This window comes from Paenibacillus sp. M2 (assembly GCF_046713495.1).
GTDB lineage: Bacteria > Bacillota > Bacilli > Paenibacillales > Paenibacillaceae > Paenibacillus > Paenibacillus amylolyticus_B.
Genome location: NZ_CP169648.1, coordinates 5085318 through 5103746, shown reverse-complemented (window position 1 = coordinate 5103746; position 18429 = coordinate 5085318). Strand labels below are relative to the sequence as shown.

Sequence of the window (18429 nt, the reverse complement as noted above, 5' to 3'; positions counted from 1 at the left end):
ATGAGCGGTGAAATTTACGAACATTTTAGCCATGATGAGCGAGATTTTGTAGATAAGGCTTCGGATTGGGTTGAGCGGGCAGGCAAGTATCATGACATGAAGCTAACTGACTTCCTTGATCCAAGACAGGTTTTTATCTTACAGACTCTTGCCAATCGTCGTAACGACGTTCAGATTCGTCTGGATGGTGGTTACGAAGCTGCTGAACGCAAGCGTGCGCTGGTTGCACCTGATTATATGTATCTGGATGATGAGGATATGGGAATGCAGGTGCTCAGTATCACGTCTGATGATCAGAAAATCTCGGAGCTGGAACATGGGGACTATATGGGTTCCCTGCTCGGGCTTGGGATGAAACGTGGAAAGATCGGGGATATCCAAGTGCTGGAGGACGGTTGCCATACAGTGGTGGCGGCGGAAACCGGCGCTTTTTTATCGCTTCAACTGAATCAGGTGCATCGGTTACATGTGTTCACAGAGTTACTTCCTTTGGATCAGATGCGATGGTCAGAGAGCAAACTGGAGACGATGGACATTACGGTCGCTTCTCTTCGTTTGGATGGAATCTGCGCAGATGTGTATCGGCTTAGCCGCAGTAAAGTGCTGGTGCCGATCAAAGCTGGTCGCTGCCGTGTGAACTGGAAAGTTGAGGAAGATCCCTCCAAATCGCTAAAAGCGGGTGATGTCGTATCCATTCAGGGATTTGGCCGTTTCAAGGTTATGGAACAGGATGGGATGACTAAAAAAGGGCGCTGCCGAGTGAAAATCGGCAAATTTGCCTGAGTCTGTTGCAGGAAAATCCGCTTTCTTGTCGAAATGTTTATCATAAAGGTGTAGAAAATACGCGGTGTATCCGATATACATTAAGTCAAAGATTTATGCTGCAAACCTTCTCTGGACGAGAAGGAACTTTAACAGGAGGTGGACAGCATGCCATTAACGCCGCTGGACATACACAACAAGGAATTTTCCCGACGTTTGCGCGGGTATGACGAGGATGAAGTCAATGAATTCCTGGATCAAGTCATCAAAGATTACGAAGGCGTCATTCGCGAGAACAAAGAGCTGAGCAATCAGTTGCTGTCCGTTCAGGAAAAGCTGGATCATTTTTCTACAATTGAAGAGACGCTTAGCAAAACGATCATCATTGCGCAGGAAGCTGCTGATGATGTGAAGGGTAATGCGAAGAAAGAAGCGCAGTTGATCGTGAAGGAAGCAGAGAAAAATGCAGACCGGATCGTGAACGAATCATTGGGAAAATCGCGTAAAATTGCTTTGGAAGTGGAAGAACTGAAAAAGCAGGCCTCGATTTATCGTGCCCGTTTCCGCACGCTTGTTGAAGCGCAGCTTGAACTGTTGACTCAGGATGGTTGGGAAGTGCTGGAGAGCCGGGAGCAGGAAGTGCGTGACCGTGAGCGGGAGATGAAAGAAATTTACTAGTCTGTCGCCTGGTTGACTTTTGTCTGCAAAGAGGCTATAACTATATTCATAATGAATAGTGATTCCATGACGGGTTCAGTACGTTATGATCTCATCCCTCAGAGAGTTGGTGGTTGGTGCAAACCAATGGATGAGTTATAGCCGAATATCTCCCCGGAGAAGTGACGCTGAAGCGGTGATCTTGAATGCCGTGTGTAAGCCGAACCGTAAGCCGTACGTTATAACGGCACCCTGCGGTAGTATAGCGGGGCATAAGCGCTGTTGATGACAGAGCATACCCAGGCTTGCCTGGATGTGGTTTGTGATGAACAGAATTAGGGTGGTAACGCGAGTATAGCCTCGTCCCTTTCCAGGGACGGGGCTTTTTTGTGTCCAAAAAAGGCGAACGTCCATGAGGCCCGAAGGGGTCTCAAGGAGAGAGCCACCCGCCGGGGGAGCGAAGCACCCGGCAACCGGGGTTTCGCCAAGGCGAACGCCCATGAGGCCCGAAGGGGTCTCAAGGAGAGAGCCCACCCGCCGGGGGAGCGAAGCACCCGGCAACCGGGGTTTCGCCAAGGCGAACGCCCATGAGGTCCGCAGGGACCTCAGGGAGAGAGCCGCCCGCCGGGAAAGCGAAGCACCCGGCAACACCCGCCACGCGGCAAGGCCATGCGGCGTTCACGCAGGGAACAGCCGCAAAATGGCCGCCACTACGCACATAAACCCACGCCCATAAGCGCAACTAATCCCCCAACGACCACCCATCCCGGGTGTCCAGAGGGCGGAGCGCCTATGGGGTCCCCCTTGGCAAGGGGGATTTAGGGGGATTGAAACGCTTTTTGTGGACGGTCCACAATTTATCACAATTGAAAGGAAGATGATCATCATGCAACGAGTTGACGTCAAAGAGAAGGCACGTGCCAGAGAATTACGCGTGTTAGATAAATGGAAAACGGAGAATACATTCAAAAGATCCATCGAAAACCGGGAGGGCAAACCAAACTTCGTATTTTATGAAGGGCCACCTACAGCGAACGGAAAACCGCATATCGGTCACGTTCTGGGACGCGTAATCAAGGATTTCGTTGGTCGTTATAACACGATGAAGGGTTACCGTGTTGTTCGTAAAGCGGGTTGGGATACACACGGTCTGCCAGTAGAACTGGGTGTACAGAAGAAGCTTGGTATCTCCCACAAGTGGGAAATCGAAGATTATGGCGTGGAAAAATTCATTAACGAATGTAAAGCGAGCGTATTCGAGTATGAGCAACAATGGCGTGATTTGACAGAAGGTATCGGATATTGGACGGATATGGATAACCCGTATATCACCCTTGATAACAACTACATCGAGAGTGTATGGAACATCCTGGCGACAATTCATGAGAAAGGCCTGTTGTATCGTGGTCACCGTGTGAGTCCGTATTGCCCATCATGTCAGACAACACTGAGTTCCCATGAAGTTGCACAAGGGTACAAAGACGTCAAAGACCTGAGCGCTACAGCGAAATTTAAACTGAATGATAGCGGAGAATTTGTACTGGCTTGGACAACAACACCTTGGACGCTGCCTTCACATGTTGCACTTGCCGTGAATCCGGATATGGACTACTCCCGTGTTCGTCAAGGTGATGAAGTGTACATCATGGCAACCAATCTGGTTGAAAAAGTGATGAAAGATACCAAGGGTGAGTATGAGATCATCGGTGTACTGAAAGGTGCCGATCTGGTTGGCAAAACGTATGATCCTCCGTTTAACTATGTACAGGCTGAGAAAGCCAACATCATTCTTGGCGCAGGCTTTGTAACGGATGCAAGTGGTACGGGTATCGTACACATGGCTCCTGCCCATGGTGAAGATGACTACCGTGTATGCCGTGAGAATGGGATCAGCTTTGTGAACATGGTGGACCTGGAAGGTAAATTTGTCGCTGAGGTTACTGACTTTGCCGGACGTTTCGTTAAGGATTGTGATATTGATATCGTGCGATACTTGTCCGAGAATGGACGTTTGTTCAGCAAAGAAAAATATGAGCACAGCTATCCATTCTGCTGGCGTTGTGATACACCACTTCTGTACTATGCAATGGACAGCTGGTTTATCCAAACAACAGCCATCAAGGACCAACTGATTGCAAACAATAGTGAAGTGGATTGGTATCCAGGTCATGTTCGTGAAGGTCGATTCGGGAAATTCCTTGAGGATCTGGTGGATTGGAATATCAGCCGTGATCGCTATTGGGGAACTCCGCTGAACATCTGGGTGTGCGAGGAGACTGGCGAACAATTTGCTCCACACAGCATTGCAGAATTGCGTGCCCGTGCGGTAGGTGATGTGCCTGAGAATCTTGAATTGCATAAACCATATGTGGATGACGTTAAAGTCATGAGCTCTTGTGGCAAATATGAGATGAAACGTACACCGGAAGTGATCGATGTCTGGTTCGACAGCGGCTCCATGCCGTTTGCTCAGCAGCACTATCCATTTGAAAATAAAGAAGTATTCGAACAGCAGTATCCTGCTGATATGATCTGTGAGGGAATTGACCAGACACGTGGCTGGTTCTACAGCTTGCTGGCGGTTTCCACCCTTTTGACAGGCAAAGCGCCTTACAAAGCGGTTATGGCTACAGGACACGTTCTGGACGAGAACGGACAGAAGATGTCCAAATCCAAAGGTAACGTTATCGATCCTTGGGAAGTGATTGAAGAATATGGTACAGATGCATTCCGCTGGGCTTTGTTGTCTGACAGTGCACCGTGGAACAGCAAACGTTTCTCCAAAGGTATCGTAGGCGAAGCCAAATCCAAAATGGTGGATACGCTGGTTAACACCCATGCATTCCTGACGCTTTATGCTACCATTGATGGATTTGATCCACAGGAGCACCCGTTCCAACTGTCCGCACACAAGCTGGATCGCTGGATTCTGTCGAGACTGAACAGCCTGATCCTGGTTGTAGAAAAAGCGTTGCTGGTTAACGACTATCTGAACTCTTCCAAAGCGATTGAAGCATTTGTTGATGAGTTGAGTAACTGGTATATCCGTCGTTCCCGTGACCGGTTCTGGGGAAGTGGCCTGACAGAGGATAAACTCGACGCTTACCGCACATTGACTGAGGTACTGGTGACTACTGCGAAATTGGTTGCTCCGTTCACACCGATGCTGGCAGAAGACATCTATCTGAACCTTGCAACAGGTGAGAGTGTGCACATGGAAGACTATCCGGTAGCTAATGAATCGCTGATTGATGCAGGTCTGGAACAAGATATGGAGACGGCTCGCCGCGTGGTTGAACTTGCCCGTAACGTTCGTAACGAAACAGGCATCAAGACACGTCAGCCGCTGTCCGAATTGATCGTTTCTCTAGATAAAGGATTTGACCTGGCAAGTTATGAAGAAATCATCAAGGAAGAGATCAATGTAAAAGGAATCCGTACGGAGCATAATGATGCGGAATTCGTTGACTTTACATTGAAGCTGAACCTGAAAGTTGCAGGTAAGAAATACGGTAAAAACGTAGGATTTCTGCAAAACTTCTTCAAGGGAATGTCGGCCGATGAGACGCGTAAAGTGGTTTCGGAAGGCGTGCTGAACATCGTTTCTCCGGAAGGCGAAGAGCTGCAAGTGACGAGCGAAGAATTATTGGTTGATAAGCAGGCCAAATCTGGTTTTGCTTCTGCATCAGGTTACGGTCTGACGGTTGCGCTCAATACCGAAATCACAGCATCACTGGAACAGGAAGGCTGGGTCCGTGAAGTGGTTCGTGCTGTGCAGGATACCCGGAAACGACTCGACTTGCCGATTGAAAAAAGAGTACGTTTGACACTGGATGTAGATGCATCCCTACAGGAAGCTATTCAGGCGTTTGATGATGTATTGCGTGAAAATGTTCTCGTAACCGAAGTGACATTTGGCACCAATGAGGCCATGGAACGCGTTGAAGCTGGAGGCAAATCGATCGGTATTTACATCGAAGCGTAATTCGGAGCATGTCCCATTCAACAGGGATAGAATATAGAGTACAAACGAGCCGCAGAGGCAGGGACATATTCCCTGGTTCTGGGCTCGTTTGTTTTTTAAGCAAAAAGGCAATGATTCTATAGTGCAGTCAATCTATATTGATCAAAGGAACTGACCAAAACATGAGCGAACATGATAAGCAAACCGTATCCACTTCACAACAATCAACATCAGATCATCTGAATTCGCATGACAAAATTGAAGAGCTACATACCTTGACTAACCGTCTGGCGAATGAACTGGAACGTTCACGCATTGCGCAATACACAGAATTGCTGAACAGACCATGGAAATTAATCGGACTTAACTTGTTGTCTGGAGCCGCAAGAGGTGTGGGGATTGCGATTGGTTTTACCTTTTTCGCAGCAACGATTATTTACGTTTTGCAGCTACTTGGGGCGCTTAATCTTCCCATTGTTGGAGACTACATCGCTGATATTGTGCGCATTGTCCAGCGTCAGCTTGATATGAACACCTACTAAGCGATTAAAGGTGAATGATATCAAAGTGCAGTTAGTAAATGTCATCCGTCTCCATATCCGGTTCTAACAGACCCTCGCCCTCACGGTTCTCCAGATACTGGCGATATTGACGATTGCGCACGATGGATACGTCATGTCCATAGATGTCCGTTGCAACGAAGCTTTCGTACGCTTCAACGCAGCCTTCCACTTCATCGGTGGCTTCAATGGCCATAACATCATAACTGTCGATATCGCGTCCTTCAGCCATGGCTGGTGAGTTCGATGTGCCCCAGCTTTCAACAATCTGCCAAGTGTCCTCACCATCGAAGCCGTTTTGATCATCACGCTCGTCCAGACTTGTTCGACCGAATGCCGGGGCGAGGAACTCTTCCTCTACAGGGCGGTTTTCGGAGACAACGGTTTCCGGTTGATGTTTTTTGCAGTATTTCGTGTAGGGAACAGCTTCCATGCGTTCATAAGGAATGGGTTGCTGGCAGACCGCACATGTACCATAATGTCCTTCTTCGATGGAGTGCAGTGCAGAATCAATTCGCTCCAATTGGAATTCATCATGTTCCAGCAGGGAAATATCTTTCTCGCGCTCATACACTTCCGTGGCTAAGTCGCCAGGATGGTTATCAATCGGTGATAATTCACCTGTCTGTAGTTTAAGGGAGTCTCCAAGGCCATAATGCTCGTTTTCCGACAGTCTATGTTCAATATCGCGCTTATCGGACATCAGTTGGGAACGTAAAAAATGCATTTGTTCGGTTGTAAAATGTGACATGATTTTCCCCTTTCTGATTTCATGCTGGAATCCGGATTTTGACTCTATTGTAGGATGTGCCATTATGGGCAAGATTACAGAAGGGAAATGTTATCGTTTTTGCCATGAGCATGGCGATGTAGCGCGTCGTGGACGATTTCCAAACAGCTGTGCTACAATAAACAAGTCTGGCGTAAGCCTGGTATGGTTTGGAAAAGACAAGAACGGAGTGACAAACAAACGTGGTGTATTATATCCTCGCTTTTATCGTATTTTTATTGGATCAGGGAACCAAGTATCTGATTGCAACCCGGATGGAACTCAGAGAAGAAATTCCGGTCATTGGCAATTTCTTTGTCATCACATCACATCGTAACTCAGGAGCAGCATTTGGCATTCTGCAAGACCAGCGTTGGTTCTTTATCGTGGTTACGTTGATTGTGGTCGTTGCCTTGATTTGGTATTTACAAAAGGTAAAAGATACCCCGCACAGATTGCTGCCTGTGGCGCTTAGTTTGGTGCTTGGTGGAGCAATTGGCAACTTCCTTGATCGGGCATTGACCGGAGAAGTTGTAGATTTTGTACAACTTAATTTTGGAAGTTATACGTTTCCCATTTTTAACATCGCCGATTCGGCAATCTGCATCGGTGTAGCGTTGATCATTGTGGAGACGTTGCTTGAAGGACGGCGCGAAAAAGCAGCCGCGAAGATTGAAGGGAATGAACATCATGAGTAATCCGAATAAGGAACAGATTAACGACGAAGAACTAATGAATGGCAATGAACGTATGGAATGGACCGTTGCCCCTGAACATAAAAAAGAACGAATTGACAAATATATTACGGAAGCTGTGGATAACGTATCTCGCTCCCAGGTTCAATTGTGGATCGGAGACGGGATGGTTACGGTAAATGGTGCTGTAGTCAAAGCCAACGCCAAGTTATCCGAAGGGGATCTGGTTGAGTTACAGATCCCAGAACCAGCTGCTGTGGAGATCGTTGCCGAAGATATCCCGCTGGAAGTGGTATATGAAGACAGCGACCTAATCGTGATTAACAAACAGCGTGGTCTTGTGGTGCATCCAGCACCGGGACATACGTCGGGTACCCTCGTTAATGCACTTATGCATCACTGCAAAGACCTCTCGGGTATTAATGGGGAGTTGCGTCCTGGTATTGTGCATCGTATCGATAAGGATACATCTGGCCTGATCATGGCTGCCAAGAACGATCGTGCGCATGCATCACTGGCTGCCCAGTTGAAAGACCATACGGTGAACAGACGTTATATCGCGCTTGTTCATGGTCATCTTAACCATGATCAAGGGACCGTTGATGCACCGATTGGACGAGATACCAATGACCGCAAAATGTATACGGTCACAGAACGTAACAGTAAACATGCCGTTACGCATTTTACCGTTACAGAGCGGATTAATGATTACACCTTGCTGGAATTAAAACTGGAGACAGGACGTACTCACCAGATTCGGGTTCACATGAAATTTATTGGTCATCCGCTTGTAGGAGATCCAACTTATGGACGGAATAAAGGCATCAAAATGCAAGGACAGGCTCTTCATGCGGCCATTCTTGGATTTGTGCATCCAACAACGGGAGAATACCTTGAATTTTCAGCTCCGATTCCGCAAGATATGGAAGACGTGCTTGCATCGCTACGCAGTCGTTAACAGCTCCAAGAAAGTACAAATGTTCGGATACTTTGTCCATGGCTTTGATTACGCAAATGCTTCATATTAAAGTGTAGAAATTTGCGTCAAATGAGGAGATGAACAACGTTATGAGTATCGATAAATATCAAGAAACTTACATTCAGACTAATTTTGCCGACCGTATCGGTGGCTCCAACTATGGTAAAGACACGAACATTTATAAATTCGAGAAAATCAAACGTGCCAAAGCTTCGGCCAAAAAAGATTTTCCCGATGTGGAACTGATTGACCTTGGTGTAGGTGAACCTGACGAAATGGCTGATCCAGGCATTGTAGCTGCACTTGCAGAAGAAGCTTCCAGACCTGAGAACCGTGGTTATGCCGACAATGGTATTCCTGAATTCAAAGCTGCTGCTGCTTCCTACTTGAAAAACGTGTTTAACGTAGAAGGTATCGATGCAGATACTGAAATCGTGCACTCCATTGGTTCCAAACCGGCTTTGGCGATGATGCCTTCATGCTTCATCAATCCAGGTGATGTGACCATCATGACCGTTCCGGGGTACCCGGTTATGGGTACACATACAAAGTATCTGGGTGGAGAAGTGTTCAACATCCAATTGACGAAAGAGAACAACTTCTTGCCTGATCTGACGGCTATTCCGGAAGACATCGCAAAACGTGCGAAGTTGCTCTACCTGAACTACCCGAACAACCCAACAGGCGCAAGTGCAACGGTGGAATTCTTCACTGAAGTTGTGGAATGGGCTAAGAAATACAATGTTGTGGTTGTACATGATGCTCCATACGCAGCATTGACGTATGATGGCAAAAAACCGTTCAGCTTCCTGTCGGTACCTGGAGCGAAGGATGTCGGCGTAGAGCTGCACTCGCTATCCAAGTCCTACAACATGACGGGTTGGAGAATCGGATTCGTAGCGGGTAACCCGCTTGTAGTCAAAGCATTCAGCGACGTGAAGGACAACAATGACTCCGGTCAGTTCATCGCGATTCAAAAGGCTGCTGCTTATGGATTGAATCACCCTGAAATTACGGAAAAAATTGCAGAGAAATATTCCCGTCGTCACGATATGCTCGTTGCCGCATTGAACGAACTGGGCTTCCAGGCTGAAAAACCTAAAGGTTCATTCTTCCTGTATGTAGAAGCACCAAAAGGTGTGGTTGGCGGACGTCGCTTCGAATCTGGCGAAGATTTCTCCCAATTCCTGATCCGTGAGAAACTGATCTCATCCGTACCTTGGGATGATGCTGGTAACTTTGTTCGTTTCTCCGTAACCTTTGAGGCGAAAGGTGAAGAGGAAGAGAAACGTGTTATTGCTGAGATCAAACGTCGTCTGAGCGACGTACAATTCGAATTTTAATCGTATTACCCAATAATTAAATCAAGTACTAACGAAGAGACCGGAAACGGTCTCTTTTTTATGCCCATATTAGATTTTTTTCATTTACTCCCTTTACAAAATTATACAAGCAACATATGATTAGATCTTTACGTTATTTTTTATATACAGAAGTTGTTTTTGAAGGGAGTTATTACAATTGTTATCATCACGAACAAGTACGGTGTCTTCACCGGCTACAGGAACAGGCAGTACACTGTCAGGATTATTCAGATTGTTAAGACCCAAACAGTGGACTAAAAATCTGCTGTTATTTGCTGCGTTATTATTCTCTTTTGAGGAGATTCGGGCTGAAACCATTCTTGCGACGTTGCTCGGTTTTATTCTATTTAGCCTTGTTGCAGGCTGTGTGTATATTTTAAATGACTTTGTAGACCAGGACAGGGATCGACAGCATCCGGTGAAAAAGTTTCGTCCTATGGCTTCTGGGCAGGTGAATCCGAGTCATGCTTTGTTGTTTGGCATTATTCTATTAATCCTTTCCGTAGGAACGGCCTTCATGATGAACCCTCTATTCGGGGTGTTATGTATCGTCTATTTCCTGTTGAATGTATCGTATTCATTTGTGCTGAAACATCTCGTTATTCTGGATATGATGACCATTGCAGCCGGGTTTGTACTTCGTGCCATTGCAGGTGGTGTGCTGATCCATGTGCCGTTCACACCATGGTTTTTGATCTGTACAATGCTGTTGTCGTTATTTCTGGCCATTGGCAAACGCAGAAATGAACTTACGTTGCTTGAGGGAAATACGGGATCGCATCGTAAGGTTTTGGATAACTACTCCATTACGTTACTGGATCAATTCAATACGATTGTGACGACAGCTACGATTATCAGTTATTCCCTGTTCACATTCACTTCAGATCGGACCATTCACCTGATGTGGACAATTCCACTGGTCATTTATGGCATGTTCCGTTATCTGTATCTGATCCACATGAAGAACCAAGGTGGCTCGCCCGATCGAGTGCTATTTGAGGACAAGCCCATATTAATTACGGTTATGTTGTATGTGATAAGTGTTATTACAATCTTTGCAATCTTTGAATAAAGGCTGAGGGGGATCAGGGTGAAAAGCACGAAAGTCGCAATTTTCGATATTGATAAAACGATCATACGCAGTGATTCCATGTTTCAATTTGTGCATTACGGTGTTCGCCGTTACCCGTGGCAGGTATGGAGATTACCTGTCATTGCATTACATACCGTGTTATTCAAGGCAGGCTTCATGACGGTTGAACAAGTCAAACGATCCTACTTTCAAGAAATTGAGCGTATGTCTGAAAAAGATCTCGAACATTTCTTTGATACCCGCTTGCGTACATCCATTTTTGCCGAGGCCAGTGTAGAGATGCAACATCGTAAAGAAGCAGGCTATCATGTCTTGCTGGTAACCGCATCTCCGCATGCCTATATGAAATATTTTAAAAACTTTCCCTGGGTGGATCATGTCATTGGAACTGAACTTGTCCGACATGAGAATGGTTACACATGCAGAATTGATGGCAGCAATTGCAAAGGGGAAGAGAAGGTACGCCGAATTCAGGCTTATCTGAGTGAGAAAAATATGGTCATTGATTATGACCAGTCATGTTCCTACTCGGACTCCTTATCCGACCTTCCAGTCATGCAGCTAGTGAGTCAACGATACTTTATTAACAAGCGTGTTCCGGACATGGAGGCATTAACGTGGGGGAAATAAAATCGCGTCATACGGGTAAATGGTTGATGCTCGTTTCCGCATTTCTGACAGCAACGGGTCAATTGTTTTGGAAATGGGGACTAACCGAGTGGATCTACCTGGGTGTTGGTTTTCTTTGTTATGGACTTGGAGCGATTTTAATGATTAAAGCTTTTGCTCTGGAAAAACTCTCTGTTGCTTATCCTCTGATGTGTGCCAGCTACGTATTTGCCTTAATCTATGGATATTTTTTGCTTGGGGAAGAAATTACGGTGCAGAAGCTGGCAGCAGTTGTGTTGCTTGGAATCGGGGTGACATTAACCAGTGTTGATCGATAGCTGGATGATTGCCGTATTAATTGTCATGACGTTGTGTGGTGCACTGGGCGGGGCCGGACTGAAAGCTTATGCATCCAGTCGCAATCGTCTGCATGTACTCATGGGACTTGGATTCTACGGAACGGGTGCGTTGCTGAATATTGTATTGCTGAAGTTTCTTCCATTAACCGTAGTGTTGCCTGCGAACGCATTAACATATGTGTGGACTCTCATCATTGCGATGTTGGTATTTAAAGAGACAGTGGGCCCTTTACGCTGGATAGGTGTGGCATGTATTATGGGCGGGCTATGTTTATTGGTGTTCTAGAACTTAATTAATCAGGATGTGAAATGAAAGCATGAACTTTTTAGATTACTTATTTTATAATCGCAGAGCCAACTGGACAGCCTTTTACCTGTTTGCAGGATTTGCTTTGTTCTATGGTTTAATGAACGGCTCGTATGTTCTGTACATTGAAAATAATGCAGAGATGCTGGGGGCGTATAGCCCATTTAATACAACGCTGTTTCCAATTAATTTATTCAACTTTGATCCTTCAATGTATTATGGGGACAACAGTTCTTCCGTGATCCATCCGCTGATTTCCTTTCTTGCAGTCACCCTTGCGGCTGTAGCAAAACTGCTGGGAGGCAACTGGTTCTTTCTAATCTTGCAATCGATGATAAATGCCGGTTCGGTGGTGCTGGCCTATCTGTTCCTGAGTCAAAAAGAAGATAAACCGACCATCGTACCGTTACTGTTGGCCTTACTGTTTGGTTTCAGTTCCTACCTGATGTATACTGCGTTGATTCCGGATTCGTATCCTTATGTCCAGTTCGTTATCCTTCTCTCTGTAGTTTACATGCAGTATACTCGTGAGCGTCAGGACGTACGTTATGTACCCAATGCATTGCTTGCATCGATTAACTTTGGACTAACCTCGACCAATATCGTACCATTTGCTGCTGCCACATTCTTCAATATGCATGCATGGCGAAATAAGACGAATTTGAAAAAATACATCGGTATCATGGCATTGGCGGTTCTGATCATCGTCGTATTAACTGGTATTCAGTATGTTGCCTTTGGAGGTCGCAGTTGGGTAAGTAACTGGCTGTTGGGCATTCAAAATGGTGGAACAAGCTATGCAACACCATTCCAGTTCGCTGTTCACTGGAAAGCATTGAACATGCTAACTATTAATCCGATGTTGACACCGAAGATGCATTTACTGGACCCGGGCATGGCAGCCTTTGTTACGGATCTATCCCGTTCCAATCCAATCGTTGTGCAGATGACAGGTATCTTTGTTTTACTACTGGCATTCATGGGCTTCATTAAAGGGATTCGTGAACGAGAAGTGTGGACCCTTGTGCCATATATTCTGTTTGCCTTTTTGCTTCACGTAGTCGTGGGCTTTGGTTTGGCTGTATTTCAATATGATATGTACCTGTATGCGGGGCATTATCTGTTTGTGTTCTTCCTGTTGGGTGGAGGTTTTGTCATCAGCCTTCGTCCGGGATTGGGGAAAAAAGTGGTTATAGGCTTGATCATGTTATGTGTTATCGTTACGGCAAGTAACAACATCTATCGCCATGTAGAAACATTAACAACAATCAAACAATCCTATAATCAGTTGGAACAGGAACGCTCAGTGAAATAATCAAAATGTATCGATTCATATAATGAAATGAAATAAGATAAGGCCATGGGATGGAAAGTCCAATGGCCTTATCTTATTTCGTGTTGAGCAAATGAGTTAAGCAATAATTTTGGTCTTCTTGGCATTCTCGGCTGAACGTTTGGTGAGACTGCTGAGTGGACGTTTCAAAGTGAGAGCAACAATGAGACTCAGCGCGATGAACATACACAACCACAGAATATCCTTGATGGCAGTAGACCACAATATGCCGCCTACCGACTCACGCAGCAGACTGATTGCATACGTGAAGGGCATGAACGGATTCAATGCCTGGAAAAAGGGTGATGTCATGCTGATTGGGAACGTACCGCCGGAGCTGGAGAACTGGAACACCATGAAGATAATGGCGATCCCTTTTCCGATATTCCCAAAAACGGACAGCAGGGTGTACGTGATGGTGACAAATACGGCACTCACCAGCATGGCAAACAGGACAAACCACAGTTTATCTGCAACATAGGTACCCAGGATTAAGATATCTCCCAGGGTGACGCATAACGCCTGAAGTAACCCAATGGTCAGAAAAGTAGCAAGACGTCCAAGATACAACTCATATCCCCGGAACTTGCCCTCTGGATTTTCGGCTTCGGCACGAAGCAGAGATATCAGCAGTGTTGAGCCAACCCACAAGGACAGCACGCCATAAAATGGTGACATAGCCGATCCATAATTCGGAATTGGGTAAAGCTGTTGTTCCTTAATTTGCACCGGACTTGCAAGGAAAGCACTTTCTTCTTCGATATCGCCACGCAAAAGTTTGGCAAGTTCGGCAAATTGGTTATTACCTTCGACTTCCCGAAGTTTGTCAGCAGCCTTACTGATGGCACGTTCTAATGCTGGCAGATCATCACGTACCAGCGTGGCAACACGATGTACTCCTTTCTCGACCTCCGGAAGCTGGTTCTGGACAAAATCGGATGCCTTGCCTATCTGTTTCTCGGCATTAGGCAGATCATTACGAACAAAATCAGCGGCTTCGTTCAGTTTGTTTCCCAGCTTGGGCAGATCGTTTCGAATTAATGAAGACACGGTGTTCAAAGCTTGGATAAAACCTTCACTTTTGTTCGCGAGTGTCTCTGATACCTCATGGATCTTCGATTGTACTTGAGGCAGTTCGCTCTGGATTTTTGTCAACTCGGTCTGCCCAAACGTAATCCCTTCTTTGGCAGATGCAAGAATGTCCGCAATATCCGGAATACGATCCTTTGCTCCTTGTAGAGTTTCTGCTGAAGTGGAGAGGATAGACCTGAGTTTATCCGCACCAGCTGCAAGTGCAGGCGATAGTTCACTTTCATAGGTGTTTAAGATATTTCCAATCCCGCTGCTAATGTCCTTCGAGAGAGTATTTAACTGAGCGATGACGTCTGTCGGTGGAGTTGTATTACGACGCATGGCATCACTGATGATGCCAGCCAAGCGGATTTGCAACTGAAGTTTATCTGAAATGGAGTTCAGTTGTGTAATTTTATCGGCAAGTGGATGGCTTGGAAGCAAGTTGTCTATTTTGCCCAGTAGTTCTGCCATACTGTCGACGAGTTTTACCGCAATCCCTAAACGTGAAGCAATCCGGTCGAGATCTTCTGCTGTAGGCAGGTTATTAAGATCCGATTTTTGCAATTGTGTAAATACGTCTCCTGCAGCGTTAGTAATCTGCTGCACCAGCAGCAGATTTTGGTGGATCGCCGGGCTAATTGTCTGAAACGCTTCTTCACTGGAATCCACGAACTGATTTAATCCCTCTGCAAGCTCAATCCCGTTGCCAGCGATTTGTGATACTTTGTCCAGATCTTGTTCTGCGGCCGTTACGATAGACAGAGCTTTGTTGGTTTTATCCAGCGCCGTTTGGATGACAGCTGATACCTGACCAAAGTTTTCATCCACTTCTCGAATGCGTTCTACCGCTTTTTGTATATCCGGTATCCGCCCTTGAATAGCCAGCACCTCGGAAGCCGCATCATTAATTTGTGGCCAATACTCTTGCACCTTGAGCACATACTGTGCTGCTTCATTGATTTCAGGCAGTTTTTTCTCGATGTCAACGATCTTTTGAGCATCTTTTACAATCTCGGGCATGGCTTTTTCTACTTCCAGAACCTTTTGACCTGCGGCTTGAATAGCCGGAAGATTTTTCTCCAGTGTAAAAATGCCATTCTCCATTTTGCGTAATGTTGGAAGCTGGGAATTAATCTCAACCCCGGCTTCATTCAACTTGGTTAGAACGGCCTCACTGACGGCTTCAGTGAAATTTTCATTGATTTGTGTTGTTATGGCAGATACACCAGAGCCAGTGATTTTAGGAGCAATGGCATTCACCTTTTCATTAACGGTATAGATTACCTCTGGGCGTTCCAGCTTTCCGTCAACGATACCTGTAATTTTGGACGAAAAGTCTCCAGGAATGAGCAGGCTGGCATAATATTCTCCTGTTTGTACCCCCCGACTAGCCTCAGCTCGATCTACAAAAGTCCAGCCCAACTTTTCGTTGTTTTTGAGGCTGGATACCAGTTCGTTTCCGATATTAATATTGGTTCCTTCAACAGTCGCACCCGCGTCCTCGCTTGTCACAGCAATTTTGATCCCCTGGGTATTACTGTACGGGTCCCATACGGACTTCACATTGACCCAGTCATACACCCCGGGGAGTAGAATAATAGCCACAATTAGAAATATACCTGTGGGAACCTTCAGAATATGTAACCAGTCTGTTTTGTAAACGTGCCAAATGTGACGCATGACTTCCTCCTAAATGTACATAAATGTAGGGCGTATCTTATTTCCATGTCGCATAATTGTGAATCTTATGTATATCGGCATTATTGCAGCATCTATGAATGCGTTCATGTTTATAAACTGTACCCATTTCACTTGGTACTAATTCAGAGCCTTCATATATCGCGTAAAACGAAACTCACCGTTTGTTCTCAAAAGAAGTGTTTTGTCTCTACTTAAGTATAGTCAGAGGTTTATTTTGGTTATTTCAAATTTCTCATTTGCCTATGGATAAATATGCAGAAATGTTGTATAATTATGAATAACCAATGAGATGTATTGTGCATGGATGTTTTTCAGCCTAACTGCTGATTCTAAGAAGAACGTAGCAGAGGGTTTTCACCTGCGATGGTGAGGTGTTGACAGGGGGTTGTCTTTCTGTCATAATTCATGTAGACAAACGGACATATTGATTATAGAACCCTGTGAGGTCCTGCAATATGAACGACATGAATAGCACCTTTAAATCAGTCCCGTGAGACTGGCAAGGTAACGTGAACGATACATCGTTTTTTGCTGCGGCAAATGAAGCGATGCATCCCCGAGAGTAAACTTTCTTCAGAGCGGTCTGAAGTTCGGAGACTCCTTGCCAATAAACACGGCAAGGAGTCTTTTTTTTTCTCCTCGTCACGGGGCCATGATGCTGAAGGGAAATCCTGAGGAGGCTGAACGCATGAGCACAGAGACACATGTCATTATGGATGAGACGGCGATCCGCCGCGCACTAACACGGATTGCCCATGAGATATTGGAGAAAAACAAAGGAATCGACGATTGTGTGCTGGTCGGTATCCGCACACGCGGGGTTTACCTCGCGGAACGGATTGCCGCCAAGATTGAAGAAATCGAAGGCGCCAAAGTCCCCTGGGGAGAACTGGATGTGACTCCTTACCGCGATGACCGCTTGGACGAAAATAAAGCGAATCGCAAGGAAATGTTGATTATGACACCTGAATCACTTTCGATCCATAACAAAAAAGTGATTTTGTTCGATGATGTGCTCTATACCGGACGGACGATTCGCGCAGCGATGGATGCCCTGATGGACTGTGGAAGACCGCAGAACATTCAGCTGGCGGTACTCGCAGACCGCGGACACCGGGAACTTCCAATTCGACCTGATTTTATCGGCAAGAATGTGCCGACTTCCAAATCAGAGGAGATCGAAGTTGCACTCATGGAAACGGACGGACAGGACGAAGTCAAAATCACTCAGAACCGGGGGGAGCAAGCATAATGATTACACAGACAGCATTGAGAGACCGAAGCTTGCTTGGACTGAAGGAACTTAGTCGAGGAGAAATCGAGTCCATTCTGAACAGAGCGGCTCACTGGGAAGCGCAGAAAGAGAAACTGGCTCCTGTACTGGAATCACGCTTTGTTGCGAACATGTTCTTCGAGAACAGCACACGTACCCGCTTCTCCTTCGAAATGGCAGAGAAACGCCTGGGTGCACAAGTGCTGAACTTTACGGCAGCCGCATCCAGTGTGGAAAAAGGAGAGTCCATCTACGATACGGTACGAACACTTGAGTCGATGGGCATTGATGCAGGCGTGATCCGGTTGAAACCGGCAGGCGTTCTGCAACAACTGGCTCAGAAAGTGAATGTACCACTCGTGAACGCCGGAGACGGCAACAATGAGCATCCCACACAGGCGTTGCTGGATCTCTACACGATGAGGAAAGCATTTGGCGAACTGAAAGGCTTGCGTGTTTCCATCATTGGTGACATTCTGCATAGCCGTGTAGCTCGTTCCAATCTGTGGGCACTGCAAAAGTTTGGTGCAGATGTACGCTTCTGTGCTCCGCAAACGATGCAGGCACCGGAACTCGCAGAGCATGCTCCTTATGTCGGTCTTGAAGAAGCGCTGGATGCAGATGTGGTCATGATGCTCCGTGTTCAACTGGAACGTCATCAACATGGCTTAATTACTTCAGCTGAGGATTATCGCGAACACTACGGATTGACGGAAGAACGGGCATCACGCCTAAAACCAAGCACCATTATCATGCACCCTGCTCCTGTGAATCGCAATGTCGAGGTAGATGATGCGGTTGTGGAGAGTGAAGCATCGCGGATCTTCCCACAGATGGCAAACGGCGTTCCAATCCGCATGGCGGTTATGGAACGTGCGATGAAACTGTAACAGGGTCTGGCTGTGGGTCATAGGCTGACGGTACGGTAGT

Annotated in this window: 16 protein-coding genes and 1 other annotated feature; of the genes, 14 read left to right on the top strand and 2 right to left on the bottom strand. The window is 46.2% G+C overall.

The window, feature by feature from the left end; genetic code table 11:
- From ACETMN_RS23630 to ACETMN_RS23615, 4 genes are all read left to right on the top strand, one after another.
- On the top strand, positions 1 to 783 hold the full coding sequence (locus ACETMN_RS23630) for an RNA-binding protein (protein ID WP_091014083.1): 783 nt from the start codon (positions 1 to 3) through the stop codon (positions 781 to 783).
- A gap of 147 nt (positions 784 to 930) precedes the next feature.
- Positions 931 to 1440 (top strand): DivIVA domain-containing protein, encoded by a 510-nt coding sequence (locus tag ACETMN_RS23625; RefSeq protein WP_017687316.1) that lies wholly within the window; start codon positions 931 to 933, stop codon positions 1438 to 1440.
- A gap of 57 nt (positions 1441 to 1497) precedes the next feature.
- Positions 1498 to 1790, top strand: a binding site (T-box leader).
- Between the two features lie 515 nt (positions 1791 to 2305).
- Positions 2306 to 5404, top strand: coding sequence for an isoleucine--tRNA ligase (gene ileS, locus ACETMN_RS23620; protein ID WP_411735204.1), 3099 nt, complete (start codon positions 2306 to 2308; stop codon positions 5402 to 5404).
- 161 nt (positions 5405 to 5565) lie between these two features.
- Positions 5566 to 5925 (top strand): DUF5665 domain-containing protein, encoded by a 360-nt coding sequence (locus ACETMN_RS23615; RefSeq protein ID WP_091014089.1) that lies wholly within the window; start codon positions 5566 to 5568, stop codon positions 5923 to 5925.
- 31 nt (positions 5926 to 5956) lie between these two features.
- On the opposite strand, the gene ACETMN_RS23610 is transcribed toward ACETMN_RS23615, so the two are convergent.
- Positions 5957 to 6694: a TraR/DksA C4-type zinc finger protein gene (locus tag ACETMN_RS23610; RefSeq protein WP_091014091.1), complete on the bottom strand. Its 738-nt coding sequence runs from the start codon at positions 6692 to 6694 to the stop codon at positions 5957 to 5959.
- 221 nt (positions 6695 to 6915) lie between these two features.
- On the opposite strand from ACETMN_RS23610, the gene lspA reads away from it, so the two are divergent.
- The 8 genes from lspA (at position 6916) to ACETMN_RS23570 (ending at position 13433) form a co-directional block, all read left to right on the top strand.
- Positions 6916 to 7410 (top strand): signal peptidase II, encoded by a 495-nt coding sequence (gene lspA / locus ACETMN_RS23605; RefSeq protein WP_091014094.1) that lies wholly within the window; start codon positions 6916 to 6918, stop codon positions 7408 to 7410.
- The gene (locus ACETMN_RS23600) at positions 7403 to 8365 is read left to right on the top strand and encodes an RluA family pseudouridine synthase (RefSeq protein ID WP_373419812.1); all 963 of its coding nucleotides are present in this window, start codon (positions 7403 to 7405) and stop codon (positions 8363 to 8365) included. Before lspA ends, ACETMN_RS23600 begins: the two co-directional genes overlap by 8 nt.
- A gap of 110 nt (positions 8366 to 8475) precedes the next feature.
- Positions 8476 to 9729, top strand: a complete 1254-nt coding sequence (locus ACETMN_RS23595; RefSeq protein WP_091014098.1) for an LL-diaminopimelate aminotransferase — start codon at positions 8476 to 8478, stop codon at positions 9727 to 9729.
- Positions 9730 to 9931: 202 nt separating this feature from the next.
- A complete protein-coding gene (locus ACETMN_RS23590; RefSeq protein ID WP_091014405.1) occupies positions 9932 to 10822 on the top strand; it encodes a decaprenyl-phosphate phosphoribosyltransferase in 891 nt (296 codons plus the stop codon).
- A gap of 18 nt (positions 10823 to 10840) precedes the next feature.
- On the top strand, positions 10841 to 11473 hold the full coding sequence (locus ACETMN_RS23585; RefSeq protein WP_082762814.1) for an HAD family hydrolase: 633 nt from the start codon (positions 10841 to 10843) through the stop codon (positions 11471 to 11473).
- A 26-nt stretch (positions 11474 to 11499) separates the two neighbouring features.
- Positions 11500 to 11790, top strand: coding sequence for an EamA family transporter (locus ACETMN_RS23580; protein ID WP_197997836.1), 291 nt, complete (start codon positions 11500 to 11502; stop codon positions 11788 to 11790).
- 4 nt (positions 11791 to 11794) lie between these two features.
- Positions 11795 to 12097 (top strand): EamA family transporter, encoded by a 303-nt coding sequence (locus ACETMN_RS23575; RefSeq protein WP_411735203.1) that lies wholly within the window; start codon positions 11795 to 11797, stop codon positions 12095 to 12097.
- Positions 12098 to 12128: 31 nt separating this feature from the next.
- Entirely contained in the window at positions 12129 to 13433 is a 1305-nt protein-coding gene (locus ACETMN_RS23570) for a DUF6080 domain-containing protein (protein ID WP_091014103.1), read from the top strand.
- Positions 13434 to 13529: 96 nt separating this feature from the next.
- Here the strand turns inward: ACETMN_RS23570 and ACETMN_RS23565 are convergent, their stop codons facing one another.
- On the bottom strand, positions 13530 to 16205 hold the full coding sequence (locus tag ACETMN_RS23565) for a YhgE/Pip domain-containing protein (protein ID WP_091014106.1): 2676 nt from the start codon (positions 16203 to 16205) through the stop codon (positions 13530 to 13532).
- Positions 16206 to 16914: 709 nt separating this feature from the next.
- On the opposite strand from ACETMN_RS23565, the gene pyrR reads away from it, so the two are divergent.
- Positions 16915 to 17478 carry a bifunctional pyr operon transcriptional regulator/uracil phosphoribosyltransferase PyrR gene (gene pyrR, locus ACETMN_RS23560; protein ID WP_017687330.1) on the top strand — a complete coding sequence of 188 codons (564 nt, stop codon included), beginning with the start codon at positions 16915 to 16917 and terminating at the stop codon, positions 17476 to 17478.
- Positions 17478 to 18389, top strand: a complete 912-nt coding sequence (locus ACETMN_RS23555) for an aspartate carbamoyltransferase catalytic subunit (RefSeq protein ID WP_036614815.1) — start codon at positions 17478 to 17480, stop codon at positions 18387 to 18389. Before pyrR ends, ACETMN_RS23555 begins: the two co-directional genes overlap by 1 nt.
- Positions 18390 to 18429: the final 40 nt, after the last annotated feature.